A 20,065-nucleotide genomic window follows, 5' to 3' on the forward strand; every position below is an offset into this window, starting at 1 on the left:
GCGAAGCGTCCCGCCCGCACAGCCCAGGAGATTCCCATGGACTTCGTCTCGATCCGCATCATCACCGGCGACGTGGCACGCCTCGTCGCCTTCTACGAACGGGCCACCGGGGTGACGGCGACCTGGGCCACCGAGGACTTCGCCGAGCTCAGGACCCCGGCGGCCACCCTCGCGATCGCCGGCACCCGCACCGTCCCGCTGTTCGCCCCCGGCTCCGCGCGCCCGGCGGCGAACCACAGCGTGATCACCGAGTTCCGCGTCGACGACGTGGACCGTGTCTACGAGAACCTGACCGGTGTCGTCACCGACTTCGTCACGGAGCCCACGACCATGCCCTGGGGCAACCGGTCACTGCTGTTCCGCGACCCCGACGGCAACCTCGTCAACTTCTTCACGCCGCCTGCCCGCTGAGCGGTTCAGCGCAGCCCGGCGAACAGGTCGTCCTCGCGCTCGCCCGCGACGCGGCCGTCGTCGACCCGTACGAAGGTCTCCACGCCCATCAGCTCGCCGAACCTCTCCTTGCCCATCCGGAGGAAGAAGATGTTCTCGCCCTGGCTGGCGTGGGCGGCCAGCGCGTCGAACTTCTGGCCGCTGAACGCGGTGGTGTCGACCCATGTGGTGATCTCGTCGTCCGGCAGACCGATCTTCGCCATCTCGGCGGCCTCGGCGGGGTCCGGCTCCGGCATGTCCTCGTGGAACTCGCGCATGATCTCCCCGAACCGGCCCATCATCGAGCGGGGCGCCGTCGTCCAGTACACCTTCGGCGACAGGTCGGTCAGCTCCAGCGCCGCCATCGTGATGCGGTGGGCCTGGATGTGGTCGGGGTGACCGTAGAAGCCGTTCTCGTCGTACGTGACGACGACGTCGGGCCGGTAGTGGCGCATCAGCTCGGCGAGGCGGGCGGCGCCGACCTCGACGGGGGTCTTCCAGAAGGAGTTGGGGGCGTCGTTGCTCGGCCAGCCCATCATTCCGGAGTCGGCGTAGTCCAGCGTCTCCAGGTCGCTGACCTTGAGGACGTCACAGCTCGCCTGGAGTTCCTCACGGCGCATCAGGGCGACGGCGGCCGGATCGTGCCCGGGATCGCCGGGCTTGACGCCTCCGGGTCCGTCACCGCAGGCGCCGTCGGTACACGTCACCAGAACCGTGCGGATGCCCTCCGCCGCGTACCGCGCGAGAACCCCTCCCGTTCCGGTGGCCTCGTCGTCGGGGTGGGCGTGCACGGCCATGAACGTCAGGGGTCGGTCGGTCATGAGAAGTCCTCCAGCGGAAACATGTGGTCGTCCAAGTGGTGGCAACAGTGTCGGGTGTCCGGCCTGTTCCCCGCACGCAGACTCGACCTCGCCGGTCCGTCCCCCTCACCGAACCGTCCACCCCGCCCGGGCCTGACCTGCCGGTGTGACAGGACGATCGAGCACGGTGGTGCTGATGTGCGGTCTGCCCGGATCGGGCAAGTCCACGTACGCGAGGGAGCTGGTGCGGCGCGGTCATGTCCGGCTCTCGATCGACGAGGAGGTCTGGCGGCGGCTCGGAGGGCGCGACGCCGGGCTCGTGCTGGAGCCGGAGGCGTTCGCCGCGCTCAAGGAGGAGGTCCGCGGCGAGCAGCGCCGGGAACTGGTCGCCCTGATGGAGGCCGGGCGCGACGTGGTCGTCGACTACACCTTCTGGAGCCGCGCGGCCCGCGACGACTACAAGGCCCTGATCGAACAGCACGGTTGCCGCTGGGAGCTGGTCCACCTCAAGGCGGACCCGGAGACCCTGGCCCGTCGCCTCGCGGCGCGCAACAGCCAGGCGGGCGCCGATTCCGTCACCGTGGACGAGGCGCTCTTCCGCAGTTACGTGGCGAAGTTCGAGGAACCGAGCGGTGAGGGCGAGGAGTTGGTCGTGCAGACCTCTCCCTGACCAGTAGGCTCGTTCCGCAACACGACGCGAAGGGGAGTTCGGTGGCGCGGGTTGCGGTCATGGGCGGCGGGATCAGTGGGCTGGGTACAGCCCTCATGCTGGGGCGGCGGGGCCATCCGGTCACGTTGTTCGAACAGGACGTGCGGCAGGCCGGGGACGACCCGGACGAGGACTTCTTCCACTGGGACCGGCCCCGCGTCCCGCAGGCCGATCAGCCCCACTCCCTGCTCGCCCCCGTACGCACCGTGCTGCGCGCCGAGGCCCCGGACGTCTACGAGGACCTGCTGGCGCGCGGGGCCCGGGAGTACCACGACTTCGACTGGTTCGACGAGCATCCGCCGCGCCGCGAAGGCGACGAGGACCTGGTCACCCTGCGCACCCGCCGCATCGTGCTGGAGGCCGCACTGGCGGCGGCCGTGCGCCGCGAGCCCGGCGTCGACGTGCGGCCGGGCGTCAGGGTGAGCGGACTCGTCTTCCGGGAAGGCCGCCCCGCCCGGGTCACGGGCGTGCGTGTGGGGGACGAGGTGCATGCGGCGGACCTCGTCGTCGACGCCTCCGGGCGTCGCTCGCCGGTGCCGGCGTGGCTGACCGAGGCCGGCTGCCGTCCGCCCGCGGTCCAGAGCCACCGCGCCGGGATCGCGTACCTGTGCCGCTGGTACAGCCTGCGCGCCGACGGACCCCGTGACCCCGGTCGCGTGAAGACCGGCTCGGCCGCACCGTTCGCGCTCGGCGGCGTCTTCCCCTCCGACAACGGCACGTTCGCGGCGAGCCTGGTGCTCTCCACCAGCGATCCCAGCCGCGCCGCGCTCACCGACCCCGCCGTGTTCGAGGCCGTCGCCCGCCGGTTCCCGGCGATCGCCGCCTGGCTGGACCTGGACCCCGAGCCGCGCTCGGCCGTCCTGCCCATGGCGGGCCTGGACAACCGCTGGACCGCCCTGACCGACGCGGACGGACCCGTGGTCACGGGCCTGGTCAACGTCGGGGACAGCCTCATCCACACCAACCCCACCTTCGGGCACGGTGTGGCACTCGGACTGCGCGCCGCCCAGCACCTCGCCGCCCACGCCGACGAGATCGCCGAGGACCCGACCGGCTACCACGCGTGGGCGACCCAGACCCTGCGCCCGTGGTTCGACACACAAGTGAAATCCGACCGCGGCGACGAGGAACGCCTCGCCGTGGGCGCGCAGTCCACGGACCGTCGGGCCGCCGCCCGGGGCGCTAGCGCCTTCGACGACCCGGTCGTCATGCGGGCCCGGGCCCAGGTCCGCCACCTCCTGAAACACGCCGACGAGGCCTACGGGACCGAGGAGGTCGAGCGGCACATCACCGCCTGGCTGGACGCGCACCCGGAGTTCATGCCAGGGCACGACGGCCCGACCCGCGCCGAGTGGGACGGCCTCGTTCCCTGAGGGCGCCGCCTTCGTCGCGCGCCGGACGCGGGGTGCTCGGTCGACTCAGTCGAAGACGACCGTGCGGTTGCCGTGCAGCAGGACGCGGCTCTGGCAGTGCCAGTTCACCGCGCGGGCCAGGGCCAGGCGTTCCGCGTCACGCCCGACCCGTACGAGTTCGTCGGCGCTCTTGCGGTGGTCGACGCGGATCACCTCCTGCTCGATGATCGGACCCTCGTCCAGGTCCGCGGTCACGTAGTGGGCGGTGGCGCCGACCAGTTTGACGCCGCGCCGGTGGGCCTGGTGGTACGGCTTGGCACCGGCGAAGCTCGGCAGGAACGAGTGGTGGATGTTGATGGCCCGCCCCTCCAGGGCCTTGCACAGGTCGTCGGAGAGGATCTGCATGTAGCGGGCCAGGACGACGAGGTCGACGGCGTGCTCCTCGACCAGAGCCAGCAGCCGCGCCTCGGCCTCGGGCTTGGTGTCACGGGTGACGGGGACGTGCAGGAAGGGGACCCCGGCCTGCTCCACCTGGGCGCGCAGGTCGGGGTGGTTGGAGACGACGAGGGCGATGTCACCGTCGAGCGTTCCGCTGCGCCACCGGTACAGCAGGTCGGCGAGGCAGTGGTCGAACTTCGACACCATGACCAGCAGCCGCGGCGCGGCACCGGCGTCCCGCAGCCGCCACTCCATCGCGTAGGCCTCGGCGGTGGCGGCGAAGCGCTCCTGGAGGGCGTCGAGCGTCGTGTCGTCGGGGGCGCTGAAACTGGTGCGCAGGAAGACGACCCCGTTGTCCGTGTCGTCGAACTGCTGGTGCTCGGTGATGTCACAGCCCTGGCCGACGAGGAACGCCGTGACGGCGTGCACGATGCCGGGGCGCTCGGGGCAGTTCAGGGTCAGGATGTAGGGCTGGGGCACGGCCGGCTCACCTCTCCTCGGCGTACGCGACGGGCTCGGTGTCCTCCTGGTACTCGGCGCACGCGTCGGTCAGCCACGCGGCGAGGTACCCGGCGAAGGAGGACCGGACGAGCAGCCGGACCTCGCGCGGCCCCGCCGGACCCTGCTCGCGCACCACGAGCGTGACACCGGCCTGCGCCAGGAGGGTCGTGCGGCAGGAGCCCTCGGGTGCGCTGCGCGGAGCGAGGTCCAGGGCGCAGCCGTGCGCCAGGACGTCGGGGAGCAGCGCACCGGACAGGGCGAGCACGGTGCGCTGCGCGGAGGTGTCGGTGACGGTGGCGAACGCGTCGCCGATCGCGGCCCGCAGCCCCGCCACCAGCTCCCCGGCACGGTCGGGCTCCGCCACCAGCAGCCATTCGTCGGGCCCGAGCCACAGCGCCTCGACGCCGGCGCCGAGGCGTGCGGTGCCCGGGCCGGGCAGCGCGTACCCGAGGTGCCCCTCCACGGCCCGGGCCGCGGGGGTGCCCGGCTCGACGCGCAGGGTGAGCTGGGTGAGGAAGGGCAGCTCGCGGACGCTCAGTCCGGGCGGCAGGGACGGGTTCCACCCTGCGAGCGGGCTGATGCGGACCGGGCGTGCTGAGGTGTCAGCCGTCACGGCGGGCCCCTTCCTTGTCGTGGAGCACGGGTTCGGCGACGGTCACCGCGACGGTGCGGCCGTCCAGCGGGACGTAGAGGGTCTCGCCGATGCGCTCGGTGCCGGAGCGCAGCAGCGCGAGCGCGAAGGTGCGCCGGAGGGCGTCGCTGCGGTAGCTGGAGGTGACGTGGCCCAGCATCGGCACCGGAGGTGCGGGCACCGTCTCGGTGGCGATGATCTGCGCGCCCTCGGGGAGCAGGGTGTGCTCGTCGGCGGGCAGCAGCGCGACGAGCTGCTTGCGGTCGGTCCGCCGGTTCTCGGCCCGGTCGAAGGAGCGCTTGCCGACGAAGTCCTTCTTCTTCTTGGAGATCACCCAGCTCATGCCGAGGTCCTGCGGCGTGACCGTGCCGTCGGTGTCCTGCCCGATGATCGGGTACGCCTTCTCGGCCCGCAGCACGTGCATGGTCTCCGTGCCGTACGGGGTGATGCCGAGGGGCTGCCCGGCGTCGTACAGCGCCTGCCAGACCGTCGTGGCGTACCAGGCGGGCACGTTGACCTCGTAGGCGAGTTCGCCGGAGAAGCTGATGCGGCACACCCGCGCCTCGACGCCCGCGATGACGGTGTCGCGCCAACTCATGAAGGGGAACGCCTCGTTGGAAACGTCCAGGCCGTCGCGGGCCACGGTGGCGAGGACGTCGCGCGAGCGCGGGCCGACCAGGGGGATCGTGGCCCAGTGCTCGGTGACCGAGGTGAGGTGGACGCGCAGCTCCGGCCACTCCGTCTGGAGCCATTCCTCCATCCACTCCAGGACCTTGGCCGCGTTGCCGGTCGTGGTCGTGACGAGGAACTCGCTCTCGGAGACTCGGATGACGGTGCCGTCGTCCAGCGCCATGCCGTCGACGCCGCACATCACGCCGTACCGGATCCGGCCGGGCTTCAGATTGCTCATCAGGTTCGTGTAGAGCCGGTCGAGGAGGATCCCCGCGTCGGGACCTTGCACGCTGATCTTGCCGAGCGTGGAGCCGTCCATCATGGCGACGCCGGTGCGGGCGGCGCGGCACTCGCGCAGCACGGCCTCGTCCATGTCCTCGCCCGGGAGCGGGTAGTACCAGGGCCGCTTCCACTGGCCGACGTCCTCGAACAGGGCGCCGTGGTCCACATGCCAGGCGTGCAGCGCGGTCACCCGGACCGGGTCGAAGAGCTCGCCCCGGTTGCGCCCGGCGAACGCCGCGAACGCGACCGGCTGCACCGGGGGCCGGAAGCTGGTGGTGCCGAGCGCGGCCACACTCGTGCCGAGGGCCTCGGCGACGATGCCGGACGTGAGGATGCCCGAGGTGCGGCCCTGGTCGTGGGCGGTGCCGATGGTCGTGTAGCGCTTGACGTGCTCGACCGAGCGCAGCCCCGCGCCCGTCGCCCGGAACACGTCGCTGACCAGCGCGTCCCGCTGGAGGTCGACGAACTGCGCGGACCCGTCGGCCCCCTCCTGCGGGCTCGGCACCCGCCACAACTCCAGGGCGGGGTGCGGCAGTTCGACGGCCGCCGCGGGCACTCCGATGGGCGGGACGGCGATGCCGAGCGCGTCCAGGGCCGCGGCCGTCGCGGCGATCCCGTCGGCCAGGCACTCGCCGAGTGTGCGCAGTCCGTCGGCGGCTCCCGCCGTCCGCACGGTGGGCAGGGCGGCGGCGGGCACGAACGTGGAGAGGCCCGCGTCGTGGCGGAGCTTGCCGCGGGCCTGGCTGAACAGCGCCACCGACGGGTTCCAGCCGCCGGAGACCAGCAGCACGTCGCAGTCGATGCCGCGCCGGTGCGCGACCGCCCCGTCCCGCTCGGCCACGTGGACGCGCGAGATGCGGGCGATGCCGCTGGTCCCGGTCACGACGTGCCCGGCGTGCACGGGGATGCCGCGCTCTGCGCAGGCGGCCGCGAGCCGCTCGGGGACGGCCGCGCGGGCCTCGATCACCGCCGCCACCTCGACGCCGGCGTCGGCCAGATCGAGCGCCGCGTCGTACGCGCTGTCGTTCGTGGTGAACACGGTGACCCGACGGCCGACCAGCACGCCGTACCGGTGCAGATAGGTGCGGGCCGCGGAGGCCAGCATGATGCCGGGACGGTCGTTGTCGTCGAAGGCGACGGGGCGCTCGGTGGCGCCGGTCGCGTGCACGACCTGCCGGGCACGGATCCGCCACACGCGCTGGCGGGCCTTGCCGGCCGGGGCGGCCGCGCCGAGATGGTCGGTGCGCTTCTCCAGGGCCAGCACGAGGTTGTCGTCGTAGTGGCCGATCGCGGTGGTGCGGGTCAGGAGCGTCACGTCCGGGTCGGCCGCCAGGCGGGCCGTCGCGGCGTCCACCCACTCCTGGGCCGGGCGGCCGTCGATCGTCTCCCGGGTGCCGAGCAGGCTGCCGCCGAACTCCGGGGCGCTGTCCAGGAGGACGACCCGGACGCCGGTGCCGGTCGCGGCGAGCGCGGCGGCGAGCCCGGCCGGTCCGGCGCCGACGATCAGCAGCTCCGCGTGCAGGTGCTTGGTGTCGTAGTGCGCCGGGTCGGGTGTGGTGGCCAGCCGGCCCTGACCGCCGAGACCCCGGGCGGCCAGGCCCTCGTACAGCTCGACGGTGGTGGCGGTGAGCATGGGCTCGGGGAACGGCGCCTCGATCTGCACCAGCGCGTTGGGCTCCTCGACGCCGGCGGCCATGATGCCGCGCGGGCGGCCGTACTTGATGCCGGTCGCCACGTGGTGGACGCCGTGGGCCAGGAGCGCGGAGGCGAGGGTGTCGCCCGGGTGTCCGGTGTAGGCCGTGCCGTCGAACGTGAAGGAGAGGGAGGTGGAGCGGTCGATGCGGCCGTATGCCGTGCCCGTCCGGAACTCGGTGCTCATGCGGTGGCCTCCTGGTCCTCGCGCGGCGTCGCGGCGAGCGGGCTCGGGGAGCCGGTGGCGTACACCGACAGGAACTCGTAACTCACCGTGTCGCGCACGGCGTTGAACCAGCGGCGGCACCCGGCGGTGTGCGCCCAGCGCTCCGCGAAGGGGCCCTTCGGGTTGTCGCGGAAGAACACGTACCCGGCCCACTCCTCGTCGTCGAGTGCGAAGGGGTCCTCGGGGTGGGCGACATGGGCCTGGCCGCCGTAGTGGAACTCGGTCTCCTCGCGCGGTCCGCACCAGGGACAGGGGATGAGCTGCATGGCTGTCTCCTCGGAAGGTCTCAGTGCGCGACGGCGGCGGCGCCGTGCTCGTCGACGAGGGCGCCTGTCGTGAACCGGTCGAGCGTGAAGGGCGCGTTCGTGGGGTGCGGCTCGCCGGTGGCGATCGTGTGGGCGTAGGCCCAGCCGACCCCCGTCGTCGCCTTGAAACCGCCCGTGCCCCAGCCGCAGTTGAGGTACAGGTCCTCGACGGGCGTGAGGCCGACGATGGGGGAGGCGTCGGGCGTCGTGTCGACGATGCCGCCCCAGGTGCGCAGCATGTGGGCGCGCGCGAACACGGGGAACAGCTCCAGGGCGGCCGCCATCTGCCGTTCGATGATGTGGAAGGCGCCGCGCTGCCCGTACCCGTTGTAGCTGTCGATGCCGGCGCCCATCACGAGCTCGCCCTTGTGTGCCTGGGAGACGTACACGTGCACCGCGTTGGACATCACGACGGTGGGGTGCACGGGTTCGAGGAGCTCGGAGACCAGCGCCTGGAGCGGGTGGCTCTGCAGCGGGAGGCGCAGGCCGACCATGGCGGCGAGCACCGAGGTGTGTCCCGCGGCGGCGAGCGCGACCTTCCCGGCGGCGATCCGGCCGCGCGTGGTGTTCACCCCGGTGACCCGGCCGCCGCTCACGTCGATGCCGGTGACCTCGCAGTTCTGGATGAGGTCGATGCCGTACGCGTCCGCGCGCCGGGCGAAGCCCCAGGCCACGTAGTCGTGCTTGGCGATGCCCGCGCGCGGCTGGTAGGTCGCGCCGTGCACGGGATAGCGCACGTCGGGGCTGATGTTGACGATCGGGCAGACCTTCGCGACCTCGTTCGGCTCCAGCCACTCGGCGTCGATGCCGTTGAGCTGGTTCGCGTACACGCGCCGCTTGCTGTCGCGCACGTCCTGGAGGTTGTGTGCGAGGTTGAGGACGCCGCGCTGGCTGAACAGGATCGGGTAGTCGAGATCCTCCTCCAGCGTCTCCCACAGCTTGAGCGAGTGCTCGTAGATGCCCGAGCTCTCGTCCCACAGGTAGTTGGAGCGGATGATCGTGGTGTTGCGGGCCATGTTCCCGCCCGCCAGCCACCCCTTCTCCAGGACCGCGATGTTCGTGATGCCGTGGTTCTTGGCGAGGTAGTAGGCGGTGGCCAGCCCGTGCCCGCCGCCGCCGACGATCACCACGTCGTACGAGGGCTTCGGGTCGGCGTTGCGCCACAGGAATTCGGGGTGGTCGGGCAGGACGTCGCCGGGGGTCATGAGGACTCCTTGAAAGCCAGCATGCGACACACTGATATATCAGAGACGCGAGAACGCTAACCAGCGTGGGCGCGGGCCGTCAATGGTGCGTGGGCAGCTGTCCGCGGACTGATATATCAAGAGGGTTCTGCGTTACAGTCGTCCCCCCGTCCCCCCGGAAGCGGGGCACACCGAGGGAGATTCGCATGGCCTCCGGAGCCGTGGCGCAGGAGCAGCCGCACGGTCCGACGCTCGCCGAGCAGGCGTACCGGACGATCACCGACCGACTGGTCACCCTGGAGATCCGCCCCGGCGCGCCGGTCCACGACGGCCGTCTCGCCGAGGAGCTGGGCCTCGGCCGGACCCCCGTGCGCGAGGCCCTGAAGCGCCTGGAGACCGAGCGGCTCATCGTCTCCTACCCGCGCCGCGGCACCTTCGCCACCGAGGTCCAGATCGCCGACCTGAGCCACATCTCCGAGGTGCGCCAGCAGCTCGAACCGCTGGCGGCGTCGATCGCCGCGCGCCGCGCCACCGCCGCCGACCGCGAACGGCTGGGCGGGTACCTCACCCGCCTCGAGTCCGCCTCGGGGGAGTCCGGCGGCGAGACCGAGCTGCTGCGGCTCGACATGGCCGTGCACCGCGCCGTCTACGCGGTCACGCACAACCCGTACCTCGAGGCCACGCTCATCGGCTACGACAACCTCGCCACCCGCATCTGGTGCCTGTTCATCGACCGCCTCGAAGGCCTCGACCAGCATGTGCACGAGCACGAGCAGATGCTCCAGGCGGTCATCGAGGGGGACGCGGCGAAGGCGTCCGTGCTCGCGGCGGAGCACGTCGACAACTTCGAGCGGGCGATCCGGGCGCTGATCTGAGGGCTGCCGGGAGGCCGGTCACTTCCGGCGTCGCCAGAACAGCCACAGCCGGGCCGCCAGGAGCCCGAGGACGACCACGCCGAAGAGGACGCGCAGCCACGGAGGCACCGCGCCGGCGTCGGGCAGGTAGGCGAGACACCTCATCGGTCGGGCCTCCGCTCGTGCATCCCAGGCCTCCGCTCCGTGTCCTCGTCCCTCCCGGTTAGCCTCCCACCAACGCCCGGACCAGGCGCCGCACGGCGGGCCGCGGGTCGGGCGCACCGGGCCAGGTCGTCAGCAGCAGATGGTGGGCCGCACCGACGATCGCGAGGGCCGCGGAGTCCGGATCGACGGTGCCCGCCACCCGGCCGACGCCCTGTTCGGCCTTCAGGTAGGCGGTGACGGCCTCCTGGATCGTCGTGTAGCCGGGCGCCCCGGCCTCCAGCGCCTCGCGGACCAGGAGCGCGGCGGCGGGGCGGGTCATGACCAGGCCCGAGATGCCGGGACCACCGGCGTCGAACAGCGCGAGGGCGACAGCCTCCAGGTTCCCGGCCGGCGTACCCTCCCCGACGAGCGTCGGCAGTTCCCGCGCCCGCGCCGCCGTCCGGGCGAAACGGTCGAGGCAGAGCTCGGCCACGAACGCGTCGAACCCCGCGAAGTGCGTGTGCAGCAGGCCCTTCGCGCAGCCCGCCTCCGTCGTGACCGCCCGACTGGTGAGCGCGCCCGGCCCCTGACTCTCCACGACGCGCTCCGCCGCCGCGAACAGCCGCTCGCGCACGTCCGGTGTCGCCACTCCACGCGGTGACATGGCCCTCTTCTCCGCTCCGCCCCTGCCGCCCCGCGCTGTCGGCGTGGGGCGTCCTGACTCCCGAGCGTAGCCGTGATTGTCAGTTTGGGCATCTGCCCATACTGTTTGGGCACACGCCCATTCTCGGTAGCTCACCACAGGAGGCACCCGTGCGCGACATCGTCAACGCCGAGCAGGCACAGGCATGGAACGGCCCGGAAGGCGTCCACTGGGCCCGGCACCAGGACCGCTGGAACGCCGTGAACGGAGGCTTCGACGAGCCACTCCTCGACGCCGCCCGCATCGCCGCCGACGGCCGCACCCTCGACGTGGGCTGCGGCGCCGGCCGCACCACGCGCCTTGCCGCGCTCCGGGCGCCCCAGGGGCACGCACTCGGCCTCGACCTCTCCGCGCCGATGCTGGCCGAGGCCCGGGCGAGCGCCGAGCGGGAAGGCGCGACCAACGTCCGCTTCACGCAGGGCGACGCGCAGACCTACCCCTTCGAGCCCGGCTCGTTCGACACCGCGATCAGCCGCTACGGCGTGATGTTCTTCGCCGACCCCGTGGCCGCCTTCGCCAACGTCGCCCGGGCGCTGCGGCCCGGCGGACGCCTCGCCTTCGTCGTCCCCGCCGACGCCGCGCTCAACGAGTGGGTGACCGCGATGGCGACCCTGCGCGACCTCCTGCCCGTCGGCGACTTCGGACGCCCGGGGCAGCCCGGCATGTTCTCCCTCGCCGCACCCGACCGGGTCCGCGACATCCTCACGTCCGCCGGATTCACCGGGATCACCCTCACCAGGACGGAGGCGTACGGGATCTGGGGTCACGGGGCCGAGGACGCGGCGGAGTTCCTGCTGGGGACCGGCCCCGGCCGCCACCTCATGGAACAGGCCGACGCCGATGCCCGGGAGGCCGCGCGACGCACCCTCACGGACCATCTGCGCGGCCACGAGGCGATGGACGGCACGGTGCGGCTGCGCAGCACGTCGTGGCTGGTCGGCGCCGATGTCAGGGGCGATGTCAGTGCCGGATGACATCCTGCGGGCATGAGCGGTGGGGATGCTTTCGAGGCTTTCGACTGGCAAGAGTTCCTGGGGCGTTGGCAGGCGGAGTGGGTTCCGCGCGCGGACGACGAGGACGACGCGGACGGCGAGGAGTTCGGGGGAGAGGGAGCGTGCGGGCCGCGCAAGCCCGCCGCGGACGAGGCGGCGATCGCCGCGGCCGAGAGGCGGCTGGGCCGCCGACTGCCGCCCTCCTACCGGGAGTTCCTCGCCGTCAGCGACGGCTGGCACGTCGACCAGACGGCCGCGGTCTACTGGCTCGGCGGCGTCGCGGACATCGACTGGTTCCAGGACCCCTACCAGCTGGCCCCGTTGTACGAGGGGAACCTCGGCGACGACCCGCGCGAGGAGGACGTGCTGCTCGCCGGCATGTGGCGCAGGGCGCTCCGGCTGGAGACGGACTCCGACATGTCGCACGCGCTCCTCGACCCGGGTGACATCGGCCCGGACGGCGAGTGGGCGCTCTACGTGCACAGAGGCTGGGGGCACGAACCGCCGGATCGGTACCCGTCGTTCCGCGCCTACATGGAGGCCGCGTACGCCGGCTTCCACAGCGACCGGACAGAACGGCCCGACTTCGAGAACGCGACGACCCGTGCCCTGGACGCGCAGGTGGACCAGGCGCTGGAGCTGGTGCTGAGCGGCCGCCACGAGGAGGCGGTGCCGCTCCTGGAGAAGGCCCAGTCCTTCGGGCGCCCCCGGAGCAGACAACTGCTCAACCAGGTGCAGAATTTCCGGGCGCCCGGCAGTTCCCGGGACTACGGCTTCCTGGTGGCCGACCCGAGCCATCTTCCGGAGCTGCTGCCCCTGGCCGCGATGGCACCGGCCCGTGGTGAATGGCGGCTGGGCGGGGACGACCACTGGCTCGGGATGATGGTCGCCCGCGGGGTCGCCCGGGACACCGGTGAAGCTCTGCTGAGCGCACTGCGCGACGGCACGCATCGCTACGCCCCGCCCGGCGCCTGGGGCCGGGCCGTCGCCGAGGCCCGGGAGGCCGCCTACCGGGGCGCGACCGACACCGCGTGGCGACTGCTCAGAGAGGCGCTTCCCCGCTGGGAGGCGCCCGGCACGTCGCTGATCGCCCCGATCGGCCTGCTCGCCGACCCGGTCCTGGGCCCGCTGGTCACCCCGGAGCGCGGCCGGGAGATCCTCGCGACCCCTCGGGCGGGACGGACGGGCCCCGCCCCGCAGCCGGTGCCGGACCTCGACCCGGCGGGCCTGGCGTGGCTGACGGAGCCCGCGCGGAACCGGGGGCCGCGCGACGGATACCGCGGTGTCTGGGTCCAGGGCGCCGACCCCGCAGACCTGCCCGCTCTGATCGGAGAAGAGGGCGCCCGGCTGAGCGCGCCCGTGGGTTCGCTGGAAGCATCCCGGCGGGCACCGCGGCCGCACGAGCGGGACGGCGTGGAGCTGTGGGAGGACCGGGCCGCCGTCGCCGTGGGCTCCACCGAGGAAGGGTGGGCCTTCGCCTTCGACGGCCACTGCGACCGGCGCCTGGGCGCGAGGTTCCGATCGCCCGCCCCGGCCGCCTCCGTGTCCGGCCGCGCCGTGACGGTGTGGCGCGACCCGCGGAACCGGTTCGAGGACGAGCATCCGTCCGCGTTCCACCTCTCGGTGGCCGAACGGGGCGAGGAGCTCTACGCGTTCACCGTGCGCGGTGCGGAGATCGAGTGCTCCGGCGCGATACCCGACGCTCTGGACCCCGTGCGTCTGTGCCGCCCCGAGGAGCCGGAGCTCGACCGTGAACGGCGCGTACTCGAAGCCCTGCACGCCGAGTTGGGGCTCTCGCTGCCCCGGTTCGCGCTGACGAAGGGCCGGTTGCCCACCTTCACCACCTGCTCGTGGACCCGGGCCCCGCGCGGGGGAGAGGGATTCACGTACGCCTACATCGGCACCGGGAGACCGCGGCGCTGAACGCGGTCCGGCGGCGCCGGAGGGCAGGGCCGTGCCCTCCGGCGCCCCGCACCGCGCGGTGGCATCCTGGACGTGTGGCTCCGCCCGGTCCCGAGCGAGGTGACCGTCATGATCGATCTGGCAGCGCGGCTGTCCGGGCCGCCGGTGTCCGGCGGGTCGCCGCCGTGGCCCGGCTACGAGTACGCCAAGGGGTGGGGTGTCTTCGGGCTGCCCTTCGACTCCGGGCACGTCCTCGCCCTGCGGGTCTTCCCGGAGAGCTCCTTCGGCCCGTACCGGACCGTGTGGCACGGCACCCCCGACGGCCGGTGGTCCATCCACGTCGACGGGCCGCGCCCCGACACCGCCTGCCCGAGGTACTACGGCCTGGCCTGTGAGCACACCGGCCGGGCCGAGATCCACCTCGCGTGGACGGGCCCGGCCTCGTTGCGCGTGACGATGGACGCGCCCGCCCTCGAGTGGACCCTCACCGCCCGCTCCACCCCGGTGCTCACCGCGCTGAACGCCGTCAGCGCGGCCCTGCCCCTCGCGAGCTGGCGCCCGCGCGCCCTGGTGCGCTGCCGGGAGGAGCTGGCACGGGCGCTCGGGCTCGGCCGCTTGCAGATGAGCGGGACGATGCCGAGCGGGCACCAAGGCACCCTCATGCCCGGGCGCATGTACTACGTCGACGAGGCCCGCGCCGTCCTCGACGGCACGGACCTCGGCCGCCCCGCCCGCCTGGACCACAACCCCCGCATCGGCGACGTCCCTCTGCCGGCGCGCGGCATCCTGGCGATCGGTGAGGCCGCCTGGCGGATCAAGGAGGAGGGCGCCGTCAGCGCACCGCCGTGATCACCTCCCCGGCCGCGCGTGCCCCTTCGGTCGCACCGCCCTCCATGAAGCCCTGGAAGTCGTACGAGCAGTGCTCGCCGCCGATGTGGACGCGGCCCTGGGCCACACCCTCGTAGCCCGCGTACCGGTGGAGGTAGCCGACGGGCCAGTACGAGTAGGCGCCCAGGGCGTACGGGTTCTTGTGCCAGGCGGAGAGCTGGGCCTTGCCGGTCCAGGCCGCCCGCGTGCCGGGGAACACCTGGTCGATCCGGGTCAGGTGACGGGCAGCCAGATCGCGGACGTACGGGTCGTCCTCGAACGCGAACGGGGTGGACGGGGCGAGGGACGCGGCGAGGGAGCCGCCGCCGTACTGGATGAGGATGCCGCCCGTGCCCGGCTGGACCTTGGTGGTGTCCCAGGTCTGCTGGAAGTCGGCGTCCGTGAAGCAGTCCCCGGCCGAGACACCCGGCCAGGCGCCCGTGCCCCGCCAAGGGCGGCTGCCGAACTGGAGGTTGAGCTTGGTGCAGTGGCCCATGCGGGCGTCCCGGAGCAGATTCGTCATACGGCTGTCGAAGCCGGCCCGGGACAGGTCGAGCCGCTGGAGCACGGGCAGGGGCACGCACAGGATCGTGTGGTCGGCGGTGACGGTGCGGGTCGTGCCGGAGTCGGTGAAGGTGAGGGTCTGGGTGCCGTTCGTGTTCGCCGCGACCGCCGTCAGGGACCAGCCGTGCCGGACCGTCCCGTCGGGCAGGGCGGCGGCGATGGCGTGCGGCAACTGATCGTTGCCGCCGACGACGTGGTAGCGCTCGTTGGACAGCCCCCAGATGTTGAAGTTGCCGGGATTGGTCTGATAGCCCATCAGGAGGACGAGGGCCAGGGCGGATTGGTCGACCGTGTCGGCGCCGTACTCGACGTTGTACGCGACGTCGAACCAGCGCCCGAGCGGCGACGTGTGGCCGCCGGGCACGCGGGAGTCGATCCACTCGTACAGCGACATGTTGTCCAGGGCCGTCCCGGTCGGCGTGGTCTGGTTCCAGAACACCTCGCCCGAGTTCTGCAGGTCCTGGTGCAGGGCCTGGTAGACCGCCTTGAAGTCCTCGTCGGCCTGCGCGCGGGGGTAGTACGCGCCGTTGAACCAGAGGATCTCCTCGGCACCGTTCGGCCCGCCGCCGAGGAAGTCCTCCAGCGGCAGGTTGAAGCGGCGGCACAGTTCCTGCATCTTCTTGTGGCTGGTGTCGATCAGCTCGCCGCCGATCTCGGACGTCTGCCCGTACGCCCAGTGCGCGCGCTGCGAGTACATCCGGCCGCCGACCCGGTCCGGGTGCGCCTCGTACACGGTGCAGCCCAGGCCCGCGTCCTGGAGGGTGAGGGCGGCGGTCAGGCCCGCGATGCCCGCGCCGACGACGGCGATCCGGGGAGCGCCGGCGGGCGAGGCCGCTCTCGCTCTCGGGGCGGGGAGCGCGGCCGCGGCCACGCCGGTGGCCGCGGCGGCCTTGAGGACGGTACGGCGGGTGGCGTTCCGCTCGCGGAACTCGTTGACGGGGACGCGCAGTTGGGCGGCGGCGTGGTGCTCGGCGGTGAGGTGGCGCAGGGCGTGCATCAGATGCGTACGAGCCATGGTGCGTACTCCCTCTCTCGACTGGCGGTGCCCGCTGGGTCCGCGTCGCTCACACGATCGCGGTCGTCCGCACCTCCTCCTCCCGCTCCTTGGCGTCCTCGAGCACGATGCGGCCGATCACCTCGTAGCGGTCCGGACGCCGGGACCGGAGGTACAGACCGAGGCCCAGGCCGCCGCAGAAGACGAGGCCGACGATCCACGGGATCGCCTTGAAGAACAGGGAGTCGGCGGCCGAGCCCGCGGCCGTCTCCATGTTCAGGACCAGCAGCACCACGACCGCGATCATGCCGATACCGCCGAGGAGCGGGGCCAGGAAAGTACGGAACCAGTGCCGGTCCTCGGGATGGTTGCGCCGGAAGTAGCCGATCACCGCGAACGAGCAGAGCGTCTGCACGATGAGGATGGCCATCGTGCCGAGGATGGCGAGCAGCGTGTAGAGGTGCAGGTAAGGGTCCTGGCCGGTGAGCCAGAAGGCGGCGACGATCGCCACCGCGATGACCGACTGGGTGAACGAGGCGAGGTACGGGGAGCCGTGCCGGTGGTGGGTGCGGCCCAGGGCGGGATGCAGGAAGCCCTCGCGGCCGATCGCGTAGAGATAGCGCGAGGCGCACTGGTGGAAGGCCATGCCGCACGCGAACGACCCGGTGATCAGCAGCCATTGGAACGCGTCGACGGCCCACGCCCCGATGAAGCTGTGCGCGGGGTTGAAGAACAGGTCCAGCGGGCTCGTGCTCGCGGACACCTTCACCGCTCCCGACAGGCCGTTGCCGGCGATCGTCATCCAGGACACGTAGATGTAGAAGACGCCGACGCCGACCACCGAGATCAGGGTGGCGCGCGGCACGACGCGCTTGGGGTCGCGGGACTCCTCGCCGTACATCGCCGTCGACTCGAAGCCGACCCACGACCAGAAGGCGAAGAACAGCCCGAGGCCCGCGGAGGTGCCCGTGAAGGCGTTCTTCGGATTGATGGGCTCGACCGGGATGCCGTCCGGGCCGCCGCCGTGGACGAGGACCGCCGTGGCGACCGCGAAGAGCACCGCGATCTCGGCGATGAGCATGACGCCGAGCGCCTTGGCCGTGAGGTTGATGTCGAAGAACGACAGGGCCGCGGTGACGAGGAGCATGGCCGCGGCGTAGACGATCCAGGGAACGTCCCAGCCGAGCTGGTCGTGGACCGTCGTCTGCGCGAAGTACGAGAACACGCCGACGATCGACGCCTCGAACACGACGTACGCCAGCACGGCGAGCATCCCGGACGCCATGCCGGCGATCCGGCCCAGGCCGTGCGAGATGTACCCGTAGAAGGCGCCCGCGGCGGTGATGCGCTTGGCCATGGCGACGTAGCCGACGGAGAACACCGTCAGGACGAGCGTCGCGAAGAGATACCCGGCGGGCGCTCCCGTGCCGTTGCCGAAGCCGACGGCGATGGGAAGGTTGCCGGTCATGGCGGTGATCGGTGCGGCCGTGGCGACGGCCATGAAGACCACCCCGACGAGCCCGACCGAGTTGGCTTTCAGCCGGTGGACCGGAGGATCCTGGTGTGCGCCGTTCGCCGCTGTTTCGGGCATTTTCATCCCTCTCTGGGGGCTGCCACTGCGAAATCCGTAGGTGAGAACGTGGTGCGCTTGCGGATGCGTCAGTGTGGCGGCGTGGTGAGCCGGGTCACAACGGACAGGGCGTCGTGCAATCCCCGCCGGGGCGCGACGAGTTGTCGGGGCCGCGCGCGTCGGGGCGCGGCGCGGGCGGCTGGGTGGAGAGTATGGGTGGGCGGCGGTGCCCCGCGGCGCCGCCACGCCCGCCGGTCCATCGCCCTGCCCAGGAGGCGTGATGCACACCTTCGCCTACGACGCCCTGCCCGGGCGGGTCGTGTTCGGCCCGGGCGCCGCCCGCCGGAACCTGACCGACGAGATCGACGCGTTCGGCGCACGCCGGATCCTGCTCGTCGCCGCAGGCTCCGCGACCGGACCGGCGCGTGAGCTGTGCGCCCCGTTCGCCGACCGGGTCATGGCCGCGTTCACCGAAGTCCGCCCGCACGTCCCCGCCGAGACCGCCGAGCGCGCCCGCGCGGCGGCCGTCGGCGCGGATCTGGTGCTGTGCGTGGGCGGCGGATCCACGACGGGCACCGCCAAGGCGGTCGCCCTGACCACCGGCCTGCCGATCGTGGCCGTGCCCACCACCTACGCGGGCTCCGAGGTCACCCCGGTGTGGGGCCTGACCCGGGGCACCCGCAAGACGACCGGCACGGACCCGCGCGTGCTGCCCCGCACCGTCGTCTACGACCCCGAGCTCACCCTGACCCTGCCGGCCGCACTGTCGGCGGCCAGCGGCCTCAACGCCGTGGCCCACTGCGTCGAGGCGTTCTGGGCTCCACGGCGCAACCCGGTGTCCAGTGCCGTCGCTGAGGACGGCATCCGGCACCTCGCGGCCGGGCTGCCTGGCGTCGCCGCCGACCCCGCCGACGCCGAAGCCCGTACGGCGCTGCTGCTGGGCGCCTACCTCGCCGGGTCGGCGTTCGCCGGCGCCGGTTCCGGCCTCCACCACAAGATCTGCCATGTGCTCGGCGGCGCCTTCGACCTGCCCCACGCGCAGACCCACGCGATCGTGCTCCCGCACGTGCTGGCGTTCAACGCCGCGGACGCTCCCGAGGCCGCGGCCCGCATCGCCGTCGCCCTCGGCAGGACCGATCCGGCCGCCGGACTCCACGACCTCGGCAGGCATCTAGGCGTCCCGTCCGGCCTGCGCGAACTCGGCCTGGCAGAGGGCGACTTGGCCACCGTCCTCGGCGACATCCTCGCCGTCGCGCCCGCCGACAATCCGCGCACCGTTACCGCGGACAACCTCGCCGGGCTGCTGCACGCGGCATGGGAAGGCGCGGCGCCGTCGAGGGGGACCGACGCATGAGCGGCGCGCACGAGAACGCCGCCGAACGGGAGCGGGCGATCACCGAAGAAGTACTCGCCGCCTTCAGTGCCACCCCCGACCCACGGCTGCGCGCGATCATGCGGAGCCTGATCGGGCACCTGCACGCCTTCGCCCGCGAGGTCCGGCTCACCGATCGGGAGTGGCAGACGGCGATCGCGTTCCTCACCCGCGCCGGCCACCTCACCGACGAGCGCCGCCAGGAGTTCATCCTCCTGTCCGACGTCCTCGGACTGTCCATGCTGACCGTCGCCCTCAACGCACCGGACACCCCCGGGGCGACCGAGGCGACGGTCCTCGGACCCTTCTTCGTCGACGACGCCCCCGAGATCCCGCTCGGCGGCGACCTCGCCCAGGGCGCGCCGGGCACCCCCTGCCACGTGTCGGGCCGGATCCGGTCCACGGACGGCAGTCCGGTCGGCGGAGCGCTGCTCGACGTCTGGGGAGCCGACGAGGACGGCCTGTACGACGTCCAGTACCCCGGCGAGCACTGTGCGGGACGCGGGCGCCTGCGCGCGGACCCGGACGGCGGCTTCCGGTTCTGGACCGTGCTGCCGACCCCGTACCCGATCCCGCACGACGGCCCGGCCGGCGACCTGCTCACCGCCTGCGGACGCGGCCCCATGCGCCCGGCCCACCTCCACTTCAAGGTCACCGCGCCCGGCCACCGCACCCTGATCACCCACCTCTTCGTGGCGGGCGACCCCCACCTGGACCGCGACGCGGTGTTCGGCGTCAGGGACAGCCTCGTCGTCGAGGCCGAACACCACGAGGGCGGCACGGCACCGGACGGCTCACAGCCGCGGGGCGCGTGGGCCAGCATGACCCACGACCTGGTCCTGGCACCGGACCACGGCTCCGCACCCGGTCGCTAGGGTCGTG

General features: G+C 72.6%; 19 protein-coding genes. 9 read left to right on the forward strand and 10 right to left on the reverse strand.

The features are described from left to right. The first annotated feature begins 36 nt into the window (after positions 1 to 36). Entirely contained in the window at positions 37 to 411 is a 375-nt protein-coding gene (locus ACIBTU_RS00085) for a VOC family protein (RefSeq protein WP_399123571.1), read from the forward strand. A gap of 5 nt (positions 412 to 416) precedes the next feature. Here the strand turns inward: ACIBTU_RS00085 and ACIBTU_RS00090 are convergent, their stop codons facing one another. Beyond that, positions 417 to 1,250, reverse strand: a complete 834-nt coding sequence (locus ACIBTU_RS00090) for a PIG-L family deacetylase (RefSeq protein WP_399123572.1) — start codon at positions 1,248 to 1,250, stop codon at positions 417 to 419. Positions 1,251 to 1,395: 145 nt separating this feature from the next. Here ACIBTU_RS00090 and ACIBTU_RS00095 point away from each other — a divergent pair, with 145 nt between their 5' ends. Further along, positions 1,396 to 1,899 (forward strand): AAA family ATPase, encoded by a 504-nt coding sequence (locus ACIBTU_RS00095; protein WP_399123573.1) that lies wholly within the window; start codon positions 1,396 to 1,398, stop codon positions 1,897 to 1,899. Positions 1,900 to 1,940: 41 nt separating this feature from the next. Continuing rightward, complete coding sequence (locus ACIBTU_RS00100; protein WP_399123574.1) at positions 1,941 to 3,311, forward strand: FAD-dependent oxidoreductase; 1,371 nt, start codon at positions 1,941 to 1,943, stop codon at positions 3,309 to 3,311. A gap of 45 nt (positions 3,312 to 3,356) precedes the next feature. Here ACIBTU_RS00100 and purU read toward each other — a convergent pair whose 3' ends face one another. Genes purU through ACIBTU_RS00125 form a run of 5 tightly spaced genes read right to left on the reverse strand, consistent with a single transcriptional unit; the run spans position 3,357 to position 9,242 of the window. Next, positions 3,357 to 4,208 (reverse strand): formyltetrahydrofolate deformylase, encoded by an 852-nt coding sequence (purU, locus tag ACIBTU_RS00105; protein WP_399123575.1) that lies wholly within the window; start codon positions 4,206 to 4,208, stop codon positions 3,357 to 3,359. Positions 4,209 to 4,215: 7 nt separating this feature from the next. Continuing rightward, positions 4,216 to 4,842 (reverse strand): sarcosine oxidase subunit gamma, encoded by a 627-nt coding sequence (locus ACIBTU_RS00110; protein WP_399123576.1) that lies wholly within the window; start codon positions 4,840 to 4,842, stop codon positions 4,216 to 4,218. Then, entirely contained in the window at positions 4,832 to 7,693 is a 2,862-nt protein-coding gene (locus tag ACIBTU_RS00115) for a 2Fe-2S iron-sulfur cluster-binding protein (RefSeq protein WP_399123577.1), read from the reverse strand. Before ACIBTU_RS00115 ends, ACIBTU_RS00110 begins: the two co-directional genes overlap by 11 nt. Continuing rightward, positions 7,690 to 7,998 carry a sarcosine oxidase subunit delta gene (locus tag ACIBTU_RS00120; protein WP_399123578.1) on the reverse strand — a complete coding sequence of 103 codons (309 nt, stop codon included), beginning with the start codon at positions 7,996 to 7,998 and terminating at the stop codon, positions 7,690 to 7,692. The genes ACIBTU_RS00115 and ACIBTU_RS00120 overlap by 4 nt, the downstream gene beginning before the upstream one ends. Positions 7,999 to 8,018: 20 nt before the next feature. Further along, positions 8,019 to 9,242 carry a sarcosine oxidase subunit beta family protein gene (locus ACIBTU_RS00125; RefSeq protein ID WP_399123579.1) on the reverse strand — a complete coding sequence of 408 codons (1,224 nt, stop codon included), beginning with the start codon at positions 9,240 to 9,242 and terminating at the stop codon, positions 8,019 to 8,021. Positions 9,243 to 9,427: 185 nt separating this feature from the next. Between ACIBTU_RS00125 and ACIBTU_RS00130 the strand changes: the two genes are divergently transcribed. Beyond that, complete coding sequence (locus tag ACIBTU_RS00130; RefSeq protein WP_399123580.1) at positions 9,428 to 10,096, forward strand: GntR family transcriptional regulator; 669 nt, start codon at positions 9,428 to 9,430, stop codon at positions 10,094 to 10,096. An 18-nt stretch (positions 10,097 to 10,114) separates the two neighbouring features. Here ACIBTU_RS00130 and ACIBTU_RS00135 read toward each other — a convergent pair whose 3' ends face one another. Beyond that, complete coding sequence (locus ACIBTU_RS00135) at positions 10,115 to 10,240, reverse strand: hypothetical protein (protein ID WP_399123581.1); 126 nt, start codon at positions 10,238 to 10,240, stop codon at positions 10,115 to 10,117. Between the two features lie 58 nt (positions 10,241 to 10,298). Beyond that, entirely contained in the window at positions 10,299 to 10,883 is a 585-nt protein-coding gene (locus ACIBTU_RS00140) for a TetR/AcrR family transcriptional regulator (protein ID WP_399123582.1), read from the reverse strand. 149 nt (positions 10,884 to 11,032) lie between these two features. Here ACIBTU_RS00140 and ACIBTU_RS00145 point away from each other — a divergent pair, with 149 nt between their 5' ends. From ACIBTU_RS00145 to ACIBTU_RS00155, 3 genes are all read left to right on the forward strand, one after another. Continuing rightward, positions 11,033 to 11,896: a class I SAM-dependent methyltransferase gene (locus tag ACIBTU_RS00145; protein ID WP_399123583.1), complete on the forward strand. Its 864-nt coding sequence runs from the start codon at positions 11,033 to 11,035 to the stop codon at positions 11,894 to 11,896. Positions 11,897 to 11,908: 12 nt separating this feature from the next. Beyond that, on the forward strand, positions 11,909 to 13,837 hold the full coding sequence (locus ACIBTU_RS00150; protein ID WP_399123584.1) for an SMI1/KNR4 family protein: 1,929 nt from the start codon (positions 11,909 to 11,911) through the stop codon (positions 13,835 to 13,837). A 108-nt stretch (positions 13,838 to 13,945) separates the two neighbouring features. Beyond that, on the forward strand, positions 13,946 to 14,665 hold the full coding sequence (locus tag ACIBTU_RS00155; RefSeq protein WP_399123585.1) for a hypothetical protein: 720 nt from the start codon (positions 13,946 to 13,948) through the stop codon (positions 14,663 to 14,665). On the opposite strand, the gene ACIBTU_RS00160 is transcribed toward ACIBTU_RS00155, so the two are convergent. Both ACIBTU_RS00160 and ACIBTU_RS00165 read right to left on the reverse strand, forming a co-directional pair. After that, on the reverse strand, positions 14,649 to 16,262 hold the full coding sequence (locus tag ACIBTU_RS00160) for a flavin monoamine oxidase family protein (protein ID WP_399123586.1): 1,614 nt from the start codon (positions 16,260 to 16,262) through the stop codon (positions 14,649 to 14,651). The genes ACIBTU_RS00155 and ACIBTU_RS00160 overlap by 17 nt on opposite strands. A gap of 49 nt (positions 16,263 to 16,311) precedes the next feature. Continuing rightward, positions 16,312 to 17,838 (reverse strand): APC family permease, encoded by a 1,527-nt coding sequence (locus ACIBTU_RS00165; RefSeq protein ID WP_399123587.1) that lies wholly within the window; start codon positions 17,836 to 17,838, stop codon positions 16,312 to 16,314. Between the two features lie 253 nt (positions 17,839 to 18,091). On the opposite strand from ACIBTU_RS00165, the gene ACIBTU_RS00170 reads away from it, so the two are divergent. Beyond that, on the forward strand, positions 18,092 to 19,165 hold the full coding sequence (locus ACIBTU_RS00170) for a maleylacetate reductase (RefSeq protein WP_399123588.1): 1,074 nt from the start codon (positions 18,092 to 18,094) through the stop codon (positions 19,163 to 19,165). After that, the gene (locus ACIBTU_RS00175) at positions 19,162 to 20,058 is read left to right on the forward strand and encodes an intradiol ring-cleavage dioxygenase (RefSeq protein ID WP_399123589.1); all 897 of its coding nucleotides are present in this window, start codon (positions 19,162 to 19,164) and stop codon (positions 20,056 to 20,058) included. The genes ACIBTU_RS00170 and ACIBTU_RS00175 overlap by 4 nt, the downstream gene beginning before the upstream one ends. Positions 20,059 to 20,065: the final 7 nt, after the last annotated feature.

The sequence above is a fragment of the Streptomyces sp. NPDC050145 genome (assembly GCF_044460245.1).
Taxonomy (GTDB): domain Bacteria; phylum Actinomycetota; class Actinomycetes; order Streptomycetales; family Streptomycetaceae; genus Streptomyces.